15 protein-coding genes are annotated in these 21592 nt (G+C 32.8%); 6 read left to right on the top strand and 9 right to left on the bottom strand.

The genetic code is table 11. The features are described from left to right. The 4 genes from BLT22_RS07605 to BLT22_RS07590 form a co-directional block, all read left to right on the top strand. On the top strand, positions 1 to 283 hold a 283-nt coding region (locus BLT22_RS07605), incomplete at its 5' end, for an ATP-binding protein (RefSeq protein ID WP_176935391.1). 484 nt (positions 284 to 767) lie between these two features. Continuing rightward, positions 768 to 1883, top strand: coding sequence for a bifunctional glycosyltransferase family 2/GtrA family protein (locus BLT22_RS07600; protein ID WP_220727621.1), 1116 nt, complete (start codon positions 768 to 770; stop codon positions 1881 to 1883). Continuing rightward, positions 1873 to 4146 carry a glycosyltransferase gene (locus tag BLT22_RS07595; RefSeq protein ID WP_091762161.1) on the top strand — a complete coding sequence of 758 codons (2274 nt, stop codon included), beginning with the start codon at positions 1873 to 1875 and terminating at the stop codon, positions 4144 to 4146. Before BLT22_RS07600 ends, BLT22_RS07595 begins: the two co-directional genes overlap by 11 nt. A gap of 45 nt (positions 4147 to 4191) precedes the next feature. Continuing rightward, entirely contained in the window at positions 4192 to 6063 is a 1872-nt protein-coding gene (locus tag BLT22_RS07590; RefSeq protein WP_091762159.1) for a hypothetical protein, read from the top strand. A 57-nt stretch (positions 6064 to 6120) separates the two neighbouring features. Here the strand turns inward: BLT22_RS07590 and BLT22_RS07585 are convergent, their stop codons facing one another. Further along, positions 6121 to 6969 carry an aldo/keto reductase gene (locus BLT22_RS07585; protein ID WP_091762157.1) on the bottom strand — a complete coding sequence of 283 codons (849 nt, stop codon included), beginning with the start codon at positions 6967 to 6969 and terminating at the stop codon, positions 6121 to 6123. 132 nt (positions 6970 to 7101) lie between these two features. After that, positions 7102 to 7887, bottom strand: coding sequence for a glucose-1-dehydrogenase (locus BLT22_RS07580; RefSeq protein ID WP_091762155.1), 786 nt, complete (start codon positions 7885 to 7887; stop codon positions 7102 to 7104). A gap of 254 nt (positions 7888 to 8141) precedes the next feature. Here BLT22_RS07580 and BLT22_RS07575 point away from each other — a divergent pair, with 254 nt between their 5' ends. Then, positions 8142 to 8849: an FAD-dependent oxidoreductase gene (locus BLT22_RS07575; protein ID WP_091762152.1), complete on the top strand. Its 708-nt coding sequence runs from the start codon at positions 8142 to 8144 to the stop codon at positions 8847 to 8849. Positions 8850 to 8897: 48 nt separating this feature from the next. Here the strand turns inward: BLT22_RS07575 and BLT22_RS07570 are convergent, their stop codons facing one another. The 3 genes from BLT22_RS07570 to BLT22_RS07560 form a co-directional block, all read right to left on the bottom strand. Continuing rightward, on the bottom strand, positions 8898 to 11564 hold the full coding sequence (locus BLT22_RS07570) for an HAD-IC family P-type ATPase (protein WP_091762150.1): 2667 nt from the start codon (positions 11562 to 11564) through the stop codon (positions 8898 to 8900). Between the two features lie 330 nt (positions 11565 to 11894). Beyond that, positions 11895 to 12581, bottom strand: a complete 687-nt coding sequence (locus BLT22_RS07565) for an N-acetylmannosamine-6-phosphate 2-epimerase (protein ID WP_091762148.1) — start codon at positions 12579 to 12581, stop codon at positions 11895 to 11897. 49 nt (positions 12582 to 12630) lie between these two features. Next, positions 12631 to 14019 (bottom strand): aminopeptidase P family protein, encoded by a 1389-nt coding sequence (locus tag BLT22_RS07560; protein ID WP_371861797.1) that lies wholly within the window; start codon positions 14017 to 14019, stop codon positions 12631 to 12633. A 299-nt stretch (positions 14020 to 14318) separates the two neighbouring features. Between BLT22_RS07560 and BLT22_RS07555 the strand changes: the two genes are divergently transcribed. After that, positions 14319 to 14717, top strand: a complete 399-nt coding sequence (locus tag BLT22_RS07555) for a hypothetical protein (RefSeq protein WP_091762146.1) — start codon at positions 14319 to 14321, stop codon at positions 14715 to 14717. A gap of 255 nt (positions 14718 to 14972) precedes the next feature. Here the strand turns inward: BLT22_RS07555 and BLT22_RS07550 are convergent, their stop codons facing one another. The 4 genes from BLT22_RS07550 to BLT22_RS07535 form a co-directional block, all read right to left on the bottom strand. Continuing rightward, positions 14973 to 16718, bottom strand: coding sequence for a glycoside hydrolase family 35 protein (locus BLT22_RS07550; RefSeq protein ID WP_091762144.1), 1746 nt, complete (start codon positions 16716 to 16718; stop codon positions 14973 to 14975). A 126-nt stretch (positions 16719 to 16844) separates the two neighbouring features. Continuing rightward, positions 16845 to 17975, bottom strand: a complete 1131-nt coding sequence (locus tag BLT22_RS07545; protein WP_091762142.1) for a glycoside hydrolase family 88 protein — start codon at positions 17973 to 17975, stop codon at positions 16845 to 16847. Between the two features lie 11 nt (positions 17976 to 17986). After that, positions 17987 to 19801: a DUF2264 domain-containing protein gene (locus tag BLT22_RS07540; protein ID WP_176935389.1), complete on the bottom strand. Its 1815-nt coding sequence runs from the start codon at positions 19799 to 19801 to the stop codon at positions 17987 to 17989. 10 nt (positions 19802 to 19811) lie between these two features. Further along, positions 19812 to 21527 carry a heparinase II/III domain-containing protein gene (locus tag BLT22_RS07535; RefSeq protein ID WP_091762138.1) on the bottom strand — a complete coding sequence of 572 codons (1716 nt, stop codon included), beginning with the start codon at positions 21525 to 21527 and terminating at the stop codon, positions 19812 to 19814. Between the last annotated feature and the right edge of the window lie 65 nt (positions 21528 to 21592).

Below are 21592 nucleotides of genomic sequence, written 5' to 3'. Positions count from 1 at the left end.
GAAAACAATTCTCAAATGTGACCTACTTATTTTAGACGAACTAGGCTACTTACCTTTTGATAAAGAAGGTGCAGAATTACTATTTCACTTAATATCAGATTTTTACGAAGAGAAAAGTTTGATTATCACAACGAACCTGGAATTTAGCTCTTGGAGTAAAGTGTTTCAAGATTCAAGATTGACCAGTGCACTAGTGGATCGGTTGATTCATCACGCTCATATCTTCACTTTTGCGGGCACAAGTTACCGGTATACCAATGCTTTGTCTCAATTAAGAAATTAACTAAATGGGAACTGCAAAGTTATGGATAAATTTCCTGCACTCTTATGGATTTTATTCTTGCAAAATACAATTAGTTTTTTTTTATTAAAGATTAGGATTCATGAATCTTATATAATTTATTCAGTAATTAATGGATTGCTATGTTTATAACCACAACGTTGATTTAAAAATTGGCTGATTATATAAGGGTTGTCACATTTAAGTCATAAACATGTTTCTCATCATGATCAGATAGCTATAGCTCTCTTTAATTAATTTATAAAATTAAGAACATAAACTGTTTAAAACAGTTAAATTAAATATAAAAAGCAAACAAAAAATTTTACTCTTTGTTTTTGCCATAGAAAATTGCTCACTGCTGATTTCAATTTGTGTTTGAAAAAAATAAAATGACTAGTATATTTTTATTCAGTAGTCTATAATATTTTCAGTTAAGAAAGAATAAATTATTCTACATATCTTGAAAGGAAACAAACTATTGCAAATGTTAAATCGAGAAGTTAAACTTCTACCTTCTACAAGTAAAGTTATAGTTGTAATACCAGCTTACGATCCTGATCATAAACTATGTGAGTTAATCGATCGTTTGCTTTATAAAGCACCTACTCTTTCTATTGTAGTCGTAAATGATGGTAGTAATGAAAAAGCAACTTCCATATTCAAGAAAATTGAAGCATTTCCACAATGCACTGTGTTAACCCATGAAACGAATTTAGGAAAAGGAAAAGCTTTAAAAACAGCCTTTACTTCCATCATGAGCTATTCAAAGAAACCACTTGGAATTATAACAGTCGATGCTGATGGTCAACATAAACCCAATGATATTTTTCAGTGTATATACGCTTTTCTTGAACAACCTCATACACTAGTATTAGGCGCTCGGCATTTTTCGAGAAAGGACATTCCTCTTAGAAGTCTTTACGGTAACTACCTAACTAAAATATTTTTGCGAGTCCTTTATGATATACGTTTAACCGATACTCAAACGGGCCTTCGCGTAATTCCCTATTCAAGTTTGGCCCCTTTAACAAAATTACCAGGAAATCGATACGAATATGAAATGGATATGCTAATGTACTTTAAAAAAGAGGAAATGCAAATAAATGAGGTGCCCATTGCTACAATTTATATTGACAGTAATAAATCCTCGCACTTCAATCCACTTATTGATTCTATTAAAATTTATTCCATTTTTTTTAAATACGGATTTTCTTCACTATTTTCATTTTTAATCGATTTGTCTGCATTTTCTCTCTTTTTGTATTTTTTAAGAAAAACTAGTCTGCCTTCTCAAATATTTTTTGCTACTATTTTTGCTCGAATAATCTCTTCCTTATTTAATTATTTTACTAATAAAATTTTTGTTTTTAGCGAAAAAGAAGCAAAAAATTCTATGATTAAATATTTTTTGCTTGCACTGGTTCAAATGTTTATTTCAGGATTTTTAGTTGAATTTATATCTACTGAAATTAATCTTGGTATACCGATAAGTATTAAAATCCTGGTAGACTTTATTCTATTTATTATCAGTTTTCAAATTCAACGATTGTGGGTATTTAGAAAACAAGTAAGTAAAGGAGAAAATCATCATGAGAAGTAAACAAAATCAAAAGTTTTTATTTTTAATAACCTTTCTTTTTATGACAATTTATCTTTTATGGCGGCTTTTCTTTACTTTGCCATTTCAAGAAGGACTTTTTGCCTTAATTATGGGTGTTTTACTTCTAGCTAGTGAAATGTCAGCTGCATTCGGTACTTTTGAGCTGTTTTGGAGAAAGAATAAAGAAAGTGAAATTGAAAAGCCCCTACCTTTAGAGGAAGATTTCCCGCATGTTGATGTCTTTATAGCTACACATAATGAGTCTGCTGACTTGTTATTTAACACTATAAATGCAAGTACTTTTATGGATTATCCTGATAAATCAAAAGTTCATATCTATGTTTGTGATGACGGAAATCGAAAAGAGATTGCTGAGCTTGCAAAATCACTTAATGTCAATTACCTTGGTTTAAGTGAAAATAAAGATGCTAAGTCTGGTAATTTAAATCATGCTCTTTCTATGTCTCATTCTCCATTAGTAGTCACTTTTGATTCAGATATGATACCAAGACATAACTTTCTGATGGAATCTGTCCCTTATTTTTTAATCCCCGATTATCAAAAAAATAACGAGGGTGTTTGGGAAAGAATTAGTTCAGAAAAGAGAAATGATTCTGAAAAGGTTGGTTTTGTTCAAACACCTCAAAGCTTTTATAACCCTGATCTATTTCAGTTTAATTTATTTGCTGAAACCACTATTCCTAATGAACAAGATTTTTTCACTAAAGAAATTAATGTTATGCGAAATAGTTCTAATTCTGCAACATACACTGGTTCAAACACAGTACTTTCTCGAAGAGCATTAGAAGAAATTGGCGGATTTCCAACCGATACAATTACGGAAGACTTCCAGACTGGTATTTTAATCCAAAGTAAAGGCTATCGAACCATTGCAACAACTGAAGTAGTTGCGAATGGTTTAGCCCCTACATCTATTAAAAACCTAATATCCCAAAGAGTTCGTTGGGCTCGAGGAGTCATTCAAAGTGTAAGAAATACTCGAATTCCATTTAACAAGGAATTATCTATCTCATCCAGAATAAGTTATCTAGTTAGCCATTCGTACTGGTGGTCTTTTGCTAGAAGACTTATTTTTACAATCTCTCCAATTTTATTCGCCTTGTTTAATGTTCGAATAGCAGTATGTGGATTCTGGGATCTTTTACTATTTTGGGGCCCGTCACATCTCTTTTATAGTCTTTCTATGCGCAGTCTTTCAAGTGCAACTCGTAACCAGAGATGGAGTCAGATCATTGATACTATTCTAGCTCCTTTTATGATTTTACCTGTGTTATTGGAATCTATAGGATTGAAACAAATGAAATTTAAAGTAACTAATAAAGACAGTGAAGAAGATACAGTTTTTCAACAAATACTCTTTTCTCTTCCACACCTTTTTTTATTATTTCTTTCGATCGCAGCTTTACTGAAATTTACTATGGGTAAATACGGTAGTGAATTATTCTATGGAAGTATTATTATTTTCTGGCTCGTTTATAATGTAATCAATTTACTTTATGCTATTTTCTTTTTGCTGGGAAGAAAACTATATAGAAAATCTGAACGTATAGCTGCAAATGAAATTGTTGTGCTATCCATCCAAGGTAAATCAATCAAAGGCAGAACATTGAACTTGTCAGAAGGCGGGCTATTATTAGAGTTAAATCAAGCTGAATATATTCCAAATGATTATGCTGTCCCTTTAAAAATCGAAAATGCTCGGTACTGTGCTGAGTTTGAAGGGACAATCCAATACGTTAAAGAATCCTCAGAGAGCTGGTTATATGGCATTCAAATATCTTCAATTAATGAAGAAAACAAAAGACAATATTCCCAACTAATATATGATCGCATGCATTCTTTACCCGTCAAATTAGACGTATGGATGACAGCTTTTGATGATATGATGAATAATCTCTCTAAAAGAATTGAAAAACAACGACCCGATATGCGAAAATTACCCAGAGTTACTTTAAATAAATTAGTTGAATTTGAAGACGGCACTCAGGGTACCATTAAAGATTTCAACTACGAGTATGCTAGAATTTCAGGATTAAAGGATCATGAAAATTTTAAAATTCTAACATTACGTTTAGATGATAATTTTTTCCAGATAAATTTTGAACCAGTGCTAGAACAAAAAATAAATAAAAACAAAGGACGCTTATATCAAATTCAAAATTACAAAGAACTCTCTGAAAGTCCATTATTTATGAAAGAATTAAAGCATTGGATAAATGAACAAAAACTATCAACTCAATAAGAATACTATAACTATACATCTGTATGATTTTCAGGAGGAACTAATGTGCTTGATGCTATATTTTATTTACGTCTAGTGGGATTGATACTATCTTTCGTGGGGTTCAAAAGACTAGTGGAAGATAAGTTAGATATTAAATCCAATTATTCATGGTTATTTATATTTTCCTCTATCAGCTGTCTAATCTATTTTGCTTGTTTTATCGGTAAATTATGGTTTGCGTCTTACTTACTATTTGCCATTGGCTTAGTACTTTTCATCTTTTACTTGTTTAAACAAAAATTGACAATTTTTTTATTAATCCAAAAAGTTAACCTATTAAATATTAGCTTTTTTATAGCTTTAATCATTTTATTCTTTTCGCTTATTCCAACTAAATTTATTCATTATGATAATTTTTCTCATTGGGGAATTATTGTAAAATACCTTTTAGCTACTGATGCGATGCCAACGGTTGCAACGAATATAATAGATTTCAAGACCTATCCGCTAGGGAGTACTTCTTTTATATATTATGTCTGTAGAATCGTGGGGTATTCACAAGGCTTAATGCTATTCGCTCAAAGTCTATTAATCTTATCCTCTTTTTATGCACTTTTTGGAGTCATTAGAGATATAAGAAGGTACTTACTGATAAGTGTAATGGGTTTGTCATTTTCTCTCATGACAATATTTAATATATCTATTAGAATCAATAATTTACTAGTTGATTTTTTACTACCTTTATTATCTCTTGCAGTAATTGCGATTATCTATTCTTATCGGGATAGAATTTTAAAAGCTTGTTTTATAGTCCTTCCAATTTTGAGCCTTTTAACAATCGTTAAAAATAGCGGTCTATTTTTCTATGCTATCTGTATTTTCTATTTATTATTTTATATTTTTCATTCTTTCAGCAAAAAAAATATAAAGCATAATATCAAATACGCTTCTATCGGTTTCTTGACAATTGTCACTAGTATGCTACCTTATATAATCTGGAATCTTCATACAAAAATAGCTCTTCAAGGAACAAATTCAAAACATACATTATCAGTTGAGAATTTCAAAGAAGTCTCTTCAGAAAAATCTCAAGAAACAGTACAGCTTATTGTTTCGAAATTTTTTAATGCTATATTATCTATAGATAGTTTATCAACTAGAGGATTACTGATCTTTCATATTATAACTTTTATAAGTTATTTTGTAGCTTTATTTATTTTAAAAAAACACTGGAACAGTTTAAAAATTTTACTCTTACTCGACTTGATTGTTGTCCTTTATTACGCTGGTAACCTTGCCATGTTTATTTATACTATGCCTACTGAAGAAGCCATAGTTCTAGCTGGTTTGGAAAGATATTTGTCTAGCATGGTCATTTTCTTTATAGGAATTGTCAGCTTTAATCTTGTAATCAACATTGAACAGTCTTTACACATACAGCAAGGACCGAAAAGAGATTACAAAGCGTTTAAAAGTATACAAACTAAGCGAATTTACCAAAATAGTGCGCTGATTTGTACTGCTTTAACTTTATCTTTCTTATTTTCAGAGATTAATGGTATGAATAGTATGAATCAATCCTATGCTGATACCATACCTGGAAAAGTAACCGCTGCTGTCGGGGATCAAATGCAATTAGATACTCAGAATAAATTCCTTGTTTATGCTGAAGATACAGATAATCAACTATCTAATTTTTCGCTTCAATATGCAGTGAAATATTTTCTTTTTTCTCCAAATGTAGATGGGATTAGTACATTTGCATTGGAAGATAAATCGACGCTTGATAATTATGATTACCTTTTGATTTTAGATGATAATTCAGTATTAGACGGTCTAAAACTAACTTCAGAAAAGGATTTAACCTCTTCTAAACTATATAAAATAGATCATCAACAATTGCTCGAAATTGATCCAGCAACTCTATCTGAATAATAAAAAAGCTGATTCGTAGACAATTCGTCTATCGTATCAGCTTTTTTATTTTAATTTTTATCCAAACTCTTCATATTCATTTGGATGTTGTCCTTCTACTCTACCTGGTTCACCTTTATCTAATGAATCGATTGTCTGAATGTCCTCCTGCGTCAATTCAAAATCAAATACATCCAAATTAGCTTTTTGATGTTTTAAAGATGATGACTTCACAATTGGCATGACATCTTTTTGGAGATTCCAGCGAATAATCACTTGAGTAGGACTCTTATCATATTTTTTAGCAATTTCAGCAATCGTCTCATGTTCAATGACATCATTTATCTCGCGACCAAAGGGACTCCAAGCTTCTGTTAATATACCAAACTTGCTATTCGTTTCTACTAATTCATTATTATTAAAATAGGGATGTCTTTCAATTTGATTGGTGGCTGGCGTTACACCTGTTTTGTCAATAATTTTTTCAAGGTGCTCTTCTAAAAAGTTAGAAACACCTATCGTTTTAATCAAACCAAATTTTTGAGCATCTACTAGTGCCTGCCATGCTTGATCATACTTGCCTTGTTTGGGCAGTGGCCAGTGAATAAGATACTTATCAAAATAATCAATACCTAAACGATATAACGATTCTTGAATCATTTTGATTGCTTTATCATAATCATGTGCAGCGCCTGGCAACTTAGAACTAATCAATAAATGTTCTCTTGGTACCGTTGATCGCCTTATAGCTTCTCCGACCATTCCTTCATTCATATAGTTTGTAGAAGTATCAATTAAGCGATAACCTGCTTCAATCGCAGTAAGGATACTATTCACACCTTGTGCTCCTTGGATATTTACCGTACCTAAACCAATAGCAGGTAAACTACTTCCGTCATTCAACTCGAATGTTTTTAATTTTTCCATTTATACAACTTCCTTTCATATACGTCTACATTTATTAGTATAAAGGACATAATCTCATCTCGCATTTCATATGGCTTGTGAACTATATAACCAGAGCTATACTTCTCGAAGATCAGCATACTGCTTCCTGCATTAACCGTCTCCTTTTTCAAATGAAGGGTATAATGTCATTCCCCCATCAACATATAATGTTGTACCTGTTATATAACTGGCTTCGTCTGAAGCTAACCAGGCTGCTACAGCTGCTACTTCTTCTGGTTTGCCTATATAATCCATTGGTATCATGTTTAAAGTTCGCTGTCTCGCTTCGTCATCTTTAAACTTTTCAGCATTAATAGAGGTATTGATGGCTCCGGGAGATATATTATTCACTCTAATTCCTTTATGAGCATATTCGAGTGCGATCGTTTCAGTGAATAGTTTAACTCCACCTTTGCTGGCAGTATAATGTGCAAAGGTTGGCCAAGGTATTTTATCATGTACTGAAGACATGTTGAGAATCGTTCCTTTAATGTCATGTTCCAGGAAGTAATTAAGCGCTGCTTTTGAGCCCAGGAATACACCATTTAGATTCACGTTCATGACTTTCGTCCAGTCATCAAAGGATAATTCATGTGTGGGAGCTTTATTCTCCAGACCAGCATTGTTAATCCATAAATGTAAAGCACCAAAGTTTTCTACCGCTGCATTAAGTAAAGTAGTAGCACCCTCTTCTGAACCAATATCTGCTTGAACCGCTACTGCTTTGCCTCCTTTTTCTTTGATTGCTTTAACTGAATCATTTGCCCTTTTTTTATCACTATGATAATTAATGACTACTGCCATTTTTTCTTCTGCTAAACGCAAGGCGATTGCTTCTCCAATCCCTTTAGACCCACCGGTAACTACCGCTATCTTTCCTTCTAAATCTTTATACACTATTATTCCTCCTAATATAAAATTATAAGTTAATTGATGATTAATTTCACAGTACCTTATAGGCTTTAATTACTCAAAAAATAAACCTTGTACTTTCATGAACACTATAATAATTTCAAATTGAATAGCGAACTTATTCGCGTGTTGTACATTCATATTCCTAACCGTTATTAACTAATAAGCGTATAATGAATCTATAATAACAACCGTCATTTTTTTGATTCAATCATATATTAATAAAAGGAGCTTTTGATATGAATTTGACATTTTTGAAAGGGCATTTCAATCAGAATCTAGCTAGAGTTCAGTCAGTCGAAAATCCAAAAGACAGATATTACATCATAAATATGACACTTCCAGAAGCACTAGATTGGGAAGCCGGAGATTATGCTTTATTTTCTTTTTTTGATCAAAATAACAAACAATTTCTGAAATTTCATCCCTTTTATTTTGCATCAATACCCAAAGAACAGAAACTGGTTGTTGGTTTGAAAACTAAGAATCCTCCCAATCTTTTTGAAGAAAAAGTACTTTCTATGAACAGCGAAGATAGAGTTAAAATTAAGGGACCCTATAACTCTCATATAATTAAAGAAACAAATACCCAACCTTTAGTTTTAATAGCGAACGGAATCAACATTATACCGATAAGAGCCTTTCTAAAAAATCTAAAATCAGATTCCTTACAACCTGTAGCTTTAATTTATATTTCTAGAGATTTTTACCTTTTTAGAGAAGAACTGGATAGCATAGCAAAAAGAAATCATTCTATAAAAATTCACTATGTATTTGACCACAGTGAATCTTCAAAAATTTTAAAGCAACTCGTTCAAAAGTATGGAAATAAGGCTTTCTATTATATTTACGGTAGTGATAAAACAGTTAGCTATGTTAATCAGGATTTAAAACAACTATCTATTCATAAAAAACAGATTATTACAAACCAATTAAAACGTTATTAAGAAGAAAATCCTCTTATGCTAGGCGCACAGAGGATTTTCTTTTATTTCTTAATTTTTACTGACTTTCATACGAATGATTTTATCAATTTCGGCAATAATCAAAACAATTACACCTACTCCAATGGCTATCAACCATTCTACAATTGTTAACCCCTCTGTATAAAAGAATTCCTGGAAAAACGGCACATACGTTAATATTAATTGTAGTAAAATCATTACGCCAATAATCAAGAATGCTTTCTTATTCGTAAAGAATTCTTTAGAAAAAGCAAGAGCATGCGTCCTGACATTGAATAAATAGAATATTTTACTAATTACAATTATATTCACAACCATCGTACTCGCTGTCACTTGATTTGCTCCAGAAGCAATTAACCAGTCATAGGCAATCAAACTAAATCCTGCCATCAAGATGGACACATAGGCAATTTGAAATGCATCATGTTTTCCAATTAAAGAAGCAGAAGTGTCTCTTGGATTTCTATCCATCAGACCCGGTTCGGCTGGTTCAAAAATAAAGGCAAATTGAATCGTAATAGCAGAAACCATGTTAATCCAAAGCATTTGAGTTGCTTGTAGAGGCAAATCTCTCTGTGCGACTAGAGTAAAGGCAATAATCAGCCCTTCAGCAAAAGAAGTCGGAAGCAGATAAAGAATACTTTTCTTGATATTATCATAAATTCTTCGCCCTTCTTCAATTGCTGTAGACATAGTTGAAAAGTCATCGTCCGTTAGAACCATATCAGCGGAATCTTTAGATACGTCTGTTCCATTTAACCCCATTGCAACACCAATATCCGCTTTTTTCAGGGCTGGTGCATCATTTACTCCATCACCAGTCATTGCAGTTGTTTTCCCGCTTTTTTGGAAAGCTTCAATAATTTGAAGTTTGTTATGCGGAGTGGTTCGAGCAAAAACTTGATAATCATTTACTCTTTCAATTAATTCTTCTTGAGAAAGTTCATCCAATTCTAAACCAGTTATGGTTTGAACATTTTCAGAGAGGCCTAACGCTTCTGCAATTGCTTTAGCGGTCGTAGGGTGATCACCAGTAATCATTTTAACTTCTACTCCAGCTTTTTTCATTACTTTAAGAGATTCAATAATTTCTTCTCTTGGAGGATCAATGATACCAACAATACCTAAGAAATTAACGCCAGTATCTACATCTTCATGCTCAAGAGTCTGTTGATTCTGATCGACATCTCTAACCCCAACTGCCACCACTCGCTTACCTTGTGACGATAAAGCTTCAACTTTTTCTCTCCAGAAATCAGTATCAAAAGATGAGTCCTGTGCTTTAGCTAAAGTAAATAATTTATCAGGAGATCCTTTAATAAATATTTTACGTTCTTTAGATTCTCTATGTTCCGAAAGCGTTGCGACATATCGATAATCTGAATCAAATGGTACTTTAGCAATCTCTTCATAAAGCGACTCGCCTGAATGCATCGCTTTATTGTACAAAGTAAGAAAGGCACCATCTGTTGGTTCCCCATTAATTGTCCAATGACCCTCTTCTTCTTTTAATTCTGTTTCATTCGCTTCAAATCCTGAAGTTACAAGAATCCTTAAGTCAGGATCAGAATCTAATTCAACAGCTTTTCCATCTAACTCTATTTCACCATCAGGAGAATAGCCAATTCCAGAAACTGTATATTCTGCTTGTTTTGTAATAATATTTTGAGCAGTCATTTCATTTTTTGTCAAGGTTCCCGTTTTATCAGTCGCAATGATATCTACGGATCCTAATGTTTCAACTGACGGCAATTTTTTGACAATTGTATTTTTATTTTTTGCCATGTCACTTACGCCCATAGCCAATACAACTGAAGTTGTAGCAGGCAGTCCCTCTGGCACAGAGCCCACAATCATTGTTACGACTGCTAGTGACAATGCAGACAATGAATAGACGCCACTAATTAATCCATAAACAAACAATAATGCTGCTACACCCATAATGACATAAGAAATCGTTTTACCTAGATTATCAATTACTTGAACTAAAGGTGTTTTTTTACTTTCCTGATCATTCACTGCTGTGCTTATCTTCCCGATTTCGGTCTCTTCCGCGGTAGCAATTACAATCCCTGTTCCGTTCCCATTGGTTATGGATGTAGAGGCAAAAGCCATGTTGATCTGGTCCCCCAGCCCCACTTTAGCTTCTATCTCATCAGGTGTCTTCTCAATCGAATCAGCTTCTCCAGTCAGTGAAGCCTCTTGTACTTTCAAACTATCAGAATCGACGATTCGTAAATCGGCAGGCACGTTGTCACCTGCTTCTAAATATACGACATCTCCTTTGACCACATCTACCGCTTCGATTTCTTTGCGCTGTCCATCTCTAATAACTGTTGCATGTGTGGAGAGCATATCTTTAATTTTGTCTAGTGCGTTTGAGGCGTTAACTTCTTGAAAGTACCCAATTAATGTATTTGCAACGACCACCAATCCGATAACAATAGCATCAGAATAGTGACCCATCCAAACTGTTAGTATCGCTGCAACAATTAAGATATAAATCACTACATTATTGATCTGTCTCAATAAAATTGTCCACTTTGATGTCTTCTTTTCTTCTAATTTGTTAAGCCCATCTTCTTTAAGCCGTTTTTCTGCTTCATCAGAGGATAGTCCCTCTGTTAAATCGACTGTAAACTCATCAGCTAATTCTTTTTTACTTTTCTGGTAATAAGGTTCTTCTTTATTTTCCATTTTTTATTCCAACTTCCTTTTAATGGTCAATCAAACTCCTAATTGAGCAGTTTCCTCTGACTTTTATAGGCTGCCCATATATTAATAGTCTTATGTTACAATTTTAAGGAAATTATAGTGCAATTACAAAGAATTCACCTTTTAAACAATTCCTGATTAATTAGAACAGTTATTTATATTGAATAGAAATAAGTTTTTCCTCTCTTTTACTACTAACAATTCTTACTTTATTTGATTATCTTAAATGATAAAAAGCGGTAGCAGCACTAGAGTCTATAATATAACCCGCATCACATGTACTCAGTTCATCCTTAATGTACCAAGTAAACATTATTGATTAATTGTTTTTACAAATGTTTCTGTAATAATTTGTGGGCGTGTGATTGCACTTCCGACTACAACTGAATGAACCCCTAATTCCAAACATTTTTTTGCTTTTTCTGGCGTATCAATCTTTCCTTCTGCAATAACCGGCGTTGATACTGTGGATAAAATTTGTTTTAAGACCTTAAAATCCTGATCAGCGATATTTTGATTATGCGATTGATCTGTATAGCCCATTAATGTAGTTGCTAATATGTCAAAACCTAATCTTTCAGCTTCTAATACTTCTTCATAAGTTGATGCATCAGCCATTAATAAAACTTCAGGATATAGTTGCTTAATTTGCTTTACGAATTCACCCAACGTCTGCCCATCAGGACGTTTCTGATCGGTTGCATCAAGTGCAATGATCTCACAACCAACTTCCATAAGTTCATCAACTTCTTTTATCGTAGCTGTAATGTAAACATTTGACTCTTTGTAGTTCCTTTTTACTATCCCGATAATCGGTAAATCTGTATGTTTTTTTATTTCTTTTATATCCTCTTTTGTATTTGCTCTAATTCCAACAGCTCCACCTTGTTCAGCAGCAACTGCCATTCTCCCCATGATAAAAGAACTGTGAAGCGGTTCTTCTGGTAAGGCCTGGCAGGAAACAATCAAGCCTCCATTGATTTTATCCAAAATTGACATTCTAATTCCTCCAATATAATTATTCTGAACAGATTCAAGTAAGTTTCTATTACTTTATATTCACCGCATTTTTTTCATCTAACAAATATGGTCTTAAGTATGGCGTTGCGTTGCCCATTAGTAAAATATCCTTATTTAACTCAATACCTAATACTTGAGTAACATAGCTTCTTCTATTTTCTATACGAGTCCACAATTCCGGATAGGACTTTCTTATATTTTGCTGAAGTTTTTCATTTGCTAAAACAACACTACCTTCTGCACTCGTCCCAGCCATTCCTTTAACAGAAGGAATAATATCTACCTGCAACATCATTCCGCTTTTAAGTACAACTTCAGAGTTGGGATAAATTGGTGAAGCCATCCATTCTTCATCAGCTACATAATGTCCCGGATTCAAATGCCAACCATACTTTTCTTTCGGTAAAACCTTTTCTATTAAATCATAGACTTCTTTTCCCTTCATACCAATATGGACAGTTTCCAACCAAGACGCTACCGCTTTAAAATAAGGAAACACTATTCTGGTTAAATAGTCCTGTTGATTTTCAGGCAAGTCACTTTTGTTTCTAGCTATAAAAGCACTTCTACTTTGAAGTCCGCCTTTATACCCAACCGTCAGAGATAGTGTATCTCCTAAAGAAACTAATTTATCCGTCGGGTATAAATTAGCTTGTTCAAATCGTTGGCCAGCCGCCGCAATTGTGACTACACTATTACGCTGTCCATATGCATTTAATGAATTGCCTAATTCCATTTCTGTTACATCCATATCCACTAACTCTAATGTTTTTAACATTTGGGCAGATGCGAGACTAGACCCAAACTCATAATGGGCAATTTCGTTACTATTATTAATTGTTCTAACTCCTGAATCACCGATAAATATAGAAGTTGCATTCTCTAATTTATTATCATCAACATGTTTTTTGATCGTTTCAACTATATAATGGGGTAAATCAAAAAGTTGATTTGTATTAGTTTTACCAGTAAACAGTTTCCATCCAACTAATCCAACTTTTTTCTCAGTATTAAATAAGTCTGGATTTATAAGTTTTTCCATACTTTTCCCTTCAAACATTGGTTGGTTCGGTAGAGAAAATTGCGGGCAATGAATAACTTCTCCTTTAAGCCGCGCATGTTTTGCCAACTTTAAATTCTCATTTCCTAAAACATAATAAACAGAGCCATTATCGTTTAAAATAAGCAGAGCCTCTTCGAATCTTGTAAGAAAACCTGTTAAGTATTCAAAATTCGAACCGTGTTCTAAATCTTCATATATAACTATAGATGAAAACCCTTGATTTCTCATTTCATTTAATACCTTGTCATATCTTTGTTTCATCGTTTGATCATTCAATGGTACAGGAATTAATTGAGTTTCCGGTTCTGGAGCGGGTACGCTACTGAATTGAATTTGCTTTTCTTTAAATTTCACTTTTTCATACTCCTCATTTCTATTATTACTTTATTTTATATTCCAGTGGTCATTCTTCTAATATAATCATAGTTCTAATCCAAATGCTCATCTTTCCTTATTAAACAAAATCAACTCTATTTTATCATATCTATTATCTAGAAATAAAATTTTAAAAGTTTAGCTATTCAAAAGAAATATTCTCTTATTTTTTTAAATAGCTTACAAGTTTTTATGCTAACTTTATTATCAGTTTACCTTTCAAATCATATGTTTTATAATTGTTCTAACTCATTTTTTCACTAACCGGAGGATAGAAAATGACTATAAAAAAAGAAATCAGAACTTTACTTGAAAACACTTATGGAAATATTCTCACAACAAAGCTTGAAAGTGGCGAAACAGAATTTGCCTACCATGCAGATTACCTTGATCATCCTTTTTTATTACTCGTTCAGATAGATGAAGCTCAAGCTCTGCTTGTTATGTCAATCATGTTTACCGATAATAAAACTGATCAACTATTACTCGACCAAGAAGAACTTCAACTATTAAGAGAATTATATCCAAATTATTATGTAGAGATGATCGATCAGACACTAGTTTTGACAGACGCAATAAATTTTCTGAAAGATACTTATTCTATTCAGTTTGTTGAGAATAGATTAAGTAATTTAGAAACTGAAGCTTATAAGATTTCTGAAAAAATTTATGAATGAAGGATTCAATTCATGAAAAAAGTGCGAATATTGGCTAAATCATTTTCTGAACTGTTTTATCTTTCATAAAAAAAAGGATTGATTGGAGGTCACTTTATCGACTTTCCTCCCATCAATCCTTTTTCTGTACCGGTAGTAAACTCCAGTAATAATTCATTGATTTACTAGTTAAATTTCCTTTATTATCTTTGCCTACACTATTATATACAAATATGAAATCACTAAAATATTTAATAAACGCCCTATAATAATTTGTTATCTAATATATGGAGGAGTACTAGTTAAGTTAATATATTCTTTTACTCTCCCTTCTGTTTCAAAAATTACAATTTCATTTTCTCCTTTATTTAATAATGGTCCTGGAAGATAGAGTTTAAACTGCGGACCTATTTCCCAAAAACGTCCTAGATTAAATCCATTAATAAATACCACGCCTTTCCCCCAATCATTCATATCAATAAAAGTATCTTTTACTTCATTTATTGTAAATTTAAATTGACTAAAGCTTGGTTCGCTTTCTGTGAATGTTTTTGTGTAATCTATCTTACTAATATTGTCTAAAGATAGACTATAATGTTCCCACCCACTTCTGTAAGCCCCATTTATCAATACACCATCTACTATGCCCTTATTTTGACGGGATAGCTTTTCTCCATAATTAACTCTACCCATATTCTCAACTAATATATTTAATGAATTTTTTCCATCTTCTAGTTCTAAGGAAATTGTTTCTCCTATTTCTTTATCAAATTGGGTCTCAACAGGTTTCTGATTAAGATAGATGTTAACTCGATCATTTGCATTGATCAGTTTAAGCTTATCAGTTGTTCGCTTTTCACCTAAATTATTTTGATAAAGGATATATCCAAAATTTTGATCTAAATCTTCCATCGTTAAAGTTGATAGATTAAAAATAGGATCTGCTAAATTTTCTACATTTCCAAATAGTGATGTTCTTGCGGTAACTTTATATTGTCCATAAGATTTTCTTTCGGATTGAACAGGTAAATCAGGAAGTGGATTATTACTATACTTTTGAATAACTTTTCTAAAAGCTTTATATTTTTCAGTGAGATCTCCCCACTCTGTTATAGGGGCATCATAATCATAAGAAGTAATATCTGGTGATAACCCTTCATAATAATTAGCCCCATTTGTAAAACCAAAATTAGTTCCTCCATGTATCATATAGAAATTAATATGGCCTTTGGATAATATAGAATCAACTTCTTCTATTTGCTCTTTATAATCTGTATGCTTAAACTTCTCATCCCCCCAGGCAGTAAACCAACCATCCCAAAACTCCATAACCATTACTGGTAATGAATCTCTATTAAAAGCTTTTAATTTATCAAAATGCTCTACACTATTTGATCCAAAGTTTACAGTTGGTAATGCTTTATCAGGAATTGTTCCATTTTTCAACATATCTGGCCAAGTACCGTCGCTAGTCACTAATGGCACATCAACTCCGTATTTGTTCATCAACTCCACTAACTTATTCATGTAGCTTTTATCATCGCTGTAACTACCATATTCATTTTCTACTTGCATCATGATAATGGGACCAGATTTAGTTACTTGTAGCCCTGATAATTCTTTAAATAAATGCTTATAATACCGATCTACTTTTTCAAGAAAAGGCTTATAAGAAGTTCTTATTATCATATTTCTGTCTTTTAGCAGCCATCCGGGAAATCCTCCGAATTCCCACTCAGCACAAATATAAGGAGACGGCCTAACGATTACAAAAAGCCCTAATGTATCAGCAATTTCAATAAACCTTCTAATATTATATTGATCTTCGAAGTTGTATATACCTTCTTTAGGTTCATGCATATTCCAAGGCACATACGTCTCAACTGTATTGCACCCCATAGCTTTTAATTTTAATAATCTATCTTGCCAATATTCTGGTACAATTCTAAAATAGTGCATTGCTCCAGAAATAATTTTTATAGGTTTTTCCTTCCAGTAAAAATCTTCTTTGATCTCAAACATATTTACACCACCATTTATAATTTTAGGAGATAGGACTTTTATTTTTCACTTAAACTAAGTCATTTCTACTATTTAAATTAAAAGTAATCAAGATTCGTATTTCTCTATAGTTCTCGTAAAATTTTCTCAGTTAGTTTCATACCAATATCCGCGTTTATTCGTTTCTAATCGAAGAAGTGCTTCCAAGTAAAAGTAATCTCCCCATATGACATAATCATCTGGAGATTTACCTTCTCTTACACTATATGATCCATGGTCTATGAAGCCTTGTGATCCTTCTTCTGTTGCATATTCAGATATCAACGTGTCCATTGATTTTACAAGTGTAGAGTATAATAATTTATATTCTTTTGAATTTTTATCTAACCAATCCAATAGTTCGTGAAATCCACAAGCAGCTATAGCGGATGCTGAGCTGTCTGGTTTAATATTTTTATCAAGTGGAACATCAAAATCCCAATGGGCTATTAAATTGTCAGGTAATTGATTGATAAAGTACTTTGCTGTTCTAAGTGATGTTTCTAAATATAATCGATTCTTTGTATAACGATAAGCTAGAGCAAATCCATAGATGGCCCATGCTTGACCACGAGTCCATGTAGATCCATCTGAATATCCCTGTTGGGTTGCACCTCTTATAGGCTGCCCTGTTTCTTGATCAAAGTAAAAAGTGTGATAAGTTGAATCGTCTCCTCTAACCAGATATCTTCTAGCTGTATCCGCAAAAGCAATTGCAGCCTCTCTATATTTATTATCATTCGTTACTTCACTTGCCCAAAAAAGAAGAGGAATATTCATCAAGCAATCTATAATGATTCTTCCACCTTGCTCTGGATCATTGGGTGGTCCCCAAGCTTGAATAATACCAATATGCTCGCGGTACCTTTGCATCAATCTATCTGCAGCAGCGATTGTCTTTGACTTGGCTTCTATGTCTTTTTCTAATTGCCATTTCGCTCCAGTAGAAGGTATATATAGAAACCCAATATCATGAGTATCAAGATCTCTATTTTGATCAAGCCGATTAATCATCTGATCGGTTTTTTCATCTGCAGAATGCTTGAAAAGTAGATTACCACTATATTCATATACTTGCCAAAGTATTCCAACCCAAAATCCATTTGTCCAGTTATCATTTGGATTCAATTCATAAACTTTATCATTACTTGTGTGTGGAAACTGTTCTTCGTATGTGATGATATTTTTTTCAACCTTAGATAATACTTCTTCTATTGCTTTTACATACTGCTCCGACATTTAATTATCTCCTATTCAATATTTATTTTTACTATTTTTCCATTTAGATGAAATTTATGATTATTTTCATTATAGTAGACGACGTTTTCTTTATAACTATCAACATTTTTATTTAATGCTCCGTAAAAACCATGGATTAATAAATGTTCACCAGGTTTTTTATGGTGTGTTATGGAAGGTATAATCGTATTTGGATGAAGAATATTTGTATTACTGTTTGCTGTAACGCTTTCTATAACTCCATCATTAAGCAAGTCAATTGCACCCACAGACTTCTCGTTAGACTCTAAATAACATTCATACTCTTTAGATAGATCCAATAACTTGCCTTTCGGAATGCTTTCTATGGCAAACCCACCATCCGTTAATTTCAAATCTCTGGCAGATATGATTTTATGAATTCTTATATGCCATGGTAACCCTGGAATTATCCAAGTATTAACTGTTACATCTTTCCAAGGCTGCCATTTCATATAAAAATATTCATCATGAAACTCTTTCTCAACAACTTTACGCTTGACTCGATAGTATTCTCCGTCTTCACTAAGCGCCAACATAGAGTCGAAAGCCCCTTCAGATAATGAGACATTAGAACGAGAAACACTAAATCCAAAGTGTGTAGAATAAGCAAATTTCTCATATTTTGCAGCAGTATGAGTATGCTCGTCCATATGTCTGTATCCATTAGGAAACATAACGACATGTTTACCGTCTCTAATAATAGATTGTTCAGTTTTAGAGTCATTATAAATTTCTTTTAAATCGGGAAACGGCGATTCTATCGTCGCCCAGAAAAGATGGTTCTCTGGTAAAGCTAATATCAGAAAGCTTTTTAATGACCAATAAGGCGAACCAGGTGAATTATAATTTTCACTCATATGCAGATTTGGATAAGTGTATCCTACCGACAACGTACCGTCCCCATTAAAAATAGGTTGTTTAAACCAATATCTTAGATGTCTCAGCATGACACCTTTCATCCATCCGATATCCTTTGAATCTACTTCTGCTAATATATAGACTGTAAAAAACGCTACTTGACTGAAACGATAGGTCATACTTCTACCATACGGTATGCCTTGCCCCTCTTTAGAAAACCAATAGACAAATTTATCTGAAAAAAGTTTAGCTCGCTCTTTATAAAGCTTACATCGTTTTGGATCTTCTTTTTCCATTGCTATAGAATAAATTAAGCTATAAAAATGGATTGCAAATGCAACATAATAATCAATGTGAGCATCCGGTCCGTCTTTGTACCATCCATCTCCAATATAGTAGTCTTCTATTCGGTTCAAGTTTTTTGTTATAACATCTTGGTCATAGGATCTACCAACGTTTTTAAGGCCTAGATTAATTAAAACTGCAAAAAACAACCAATTGCAATCATGTGCTTCTACTTTATTCACTTTATGAAGATATTGAACTAGATTTGTTTTCTCTTTTTCGGTTAGCGGATTCCAAAATACTTCGGGAGATAATAAAAGCATATATCCAATAGCTGACATTTCGACAATCAACTGATCAAAATCTGTTAATTCTCCCCAGTACTGCTCATGATCAGGATTTGTTCCATTAATAATTCCTTTTAATACTCTTTTAGATTGTGGATGATTTATCTGATTCACTTCTAATGGTACAAGTCCCCAGAGCAACCTCAGCATTGTCTCTATACTAGCCGTTTTTCCTCCATACCCTACTCCAGTTGCAATCAATTCTATTCCTGTTAATTTATCATCAAATTTATCATTAAACGGTTCTAATAGTTCATTCAAAGCTTCAATAACATCATTTCTTGTTTTTAACGGATTGTTCATTATTTTATTCATATAATTCCTCCTAAATTTCAAAACATTGTATGGAGAATTCCATTTTGTACTTACATGGAATATTTTTAGCATAAATACTGACCATAGTTGCTTCTTTTTCTGATCCAAAATGATCGATATATTTAAAACTATTGGTTTTATATGATTCAATATAAGTTGAAAAAGTAACAATAGTTCGTATTACCCTATTTCTAAAAATCAGTTGGAAATCTGTACGGCTTTCTATTTCCATTTTTGAAAAGAATATTCTTTGTTCAATTTGATTGTGATGGACCGTAAATAAATAGTTGTCCACTACATCAAGTCTATTCACTTCAGGGGATAACTTGAAAGTTCTATTAAATGAGTCTATTTCATTGTTCTCATAAGCTCTAGTTAAGTCATAGGTTACAAGTTGATTCACTTGATCATATACTATAGGTCGACTAAAAATTCCTTCGCCATCTACTTGGTACTTTCCATTAATTATCGGAACAGAATGCCCTTTTGAAGATGCTTGGATATAATCGTATCGTTTATCATCGAAGTAATCTTTTGTGTATTGAGGAGCCCCAAGATCTATACAGATAGGTTGTTCTTTAAAATGGAAGATAAAATGTCCTAAGTCATTATGATTGTGTGGCTCATCATTGGATCCGCCTTTGCTTAGAAACTGTAAGTACTTATTATTAAAAATGTAGATACCTATATCTTCCAACCAATAACATTCTTCTTTATTATTTTTACTATTGATCGACTGTTTCTCCCACATTAAAGTACGAATAACAGGTGCCCAACGTCCACAATGGTCAAGCAATTCATTTACAGCCCAATCAGAAACTGGAATACTAACATCTTTTGGAAACAATAAATGATAGTAATGCGCTAAATCATATGCCGGTACCATACTAGAAGGAGAATCAGAAATATTAAATACTGTTCTTTCATATGCGTACATCTTTTGCTGGAAAGCTGCAATAGATTTAATCTTGTTTAAATCAGTATCACTTAAATAGTGACTCCCTGTTTGTGATTCATACATGTCTGAATAATAAGTAAAGTAGCGAAAGCCATATTGCCAATAATTGAGCCCTTCTAAACAAGCACCATCCTTACCATACCCAGATAGAAAAACCTTCATTGCTTGATTCACTCGACTCAAGATAATCGTTCTATCCCTAGAATCATTCATTATGTAGAGGGCTGAAATACCAATAGAACCAGCACAAACTGAAGACCAGTTATTTGCTTTATCTTCAAAACTCCATTTTTCAGAAAGGAAAGGATTGATTACGCGTTGAAAAATAGCAGCATGCATCAAGTTTAAAATATCTTTAGATAAAACTTCTCCTAATAATCTGTACAGTTCTGACAGAGTAAATGCAGTTTCAGTAGAAAATAAATCAAGTGTGAATTTCTTTTCCTTACAATTAAACTCTTTATCTATATCTACATGAGCTGGTAGACACCATGTAAATTCATTACAGATTGAATAAATCAGGTTTTCCAGCTTAACTTTATATTTCTGGTTTGCTGGATCATCTAGTAATAATAGACCGAGATAAGTTAGTTGCTTTCTTCGTTCAAAGTATTTATCTTCATATACTATACGATTTCCAGTTTTTAAGAATAGCTGAAATTCATCATACCTTGGCGCTGCAGGGAAATATGTATAGACTTGAGTTTTGAAATGTTCTATTACTTCAAAGTACTTACTATGTTTTTTTAAGTCTGATCCGATTATCAAGTGTATACCCCCTGTTATAAAATGATGTACAACTTTTGCTTTTACATCTTCAAGTCAAAGTAACT

The organism is Marinilactibacillus psychrotolerans (assembly GCF_900101525.1).
GTDB lineage: Bacteria > Bacillota > Bacilli > Lactobacillales > Carnobacteriaceae_A > Marinilactibacillus > Marinilactibacillus psychrotolerans.
Note: the sequence above shows the minus strand (reverse complement) of the source record. Positions and strands in the feature narration are given on the sequence as shown.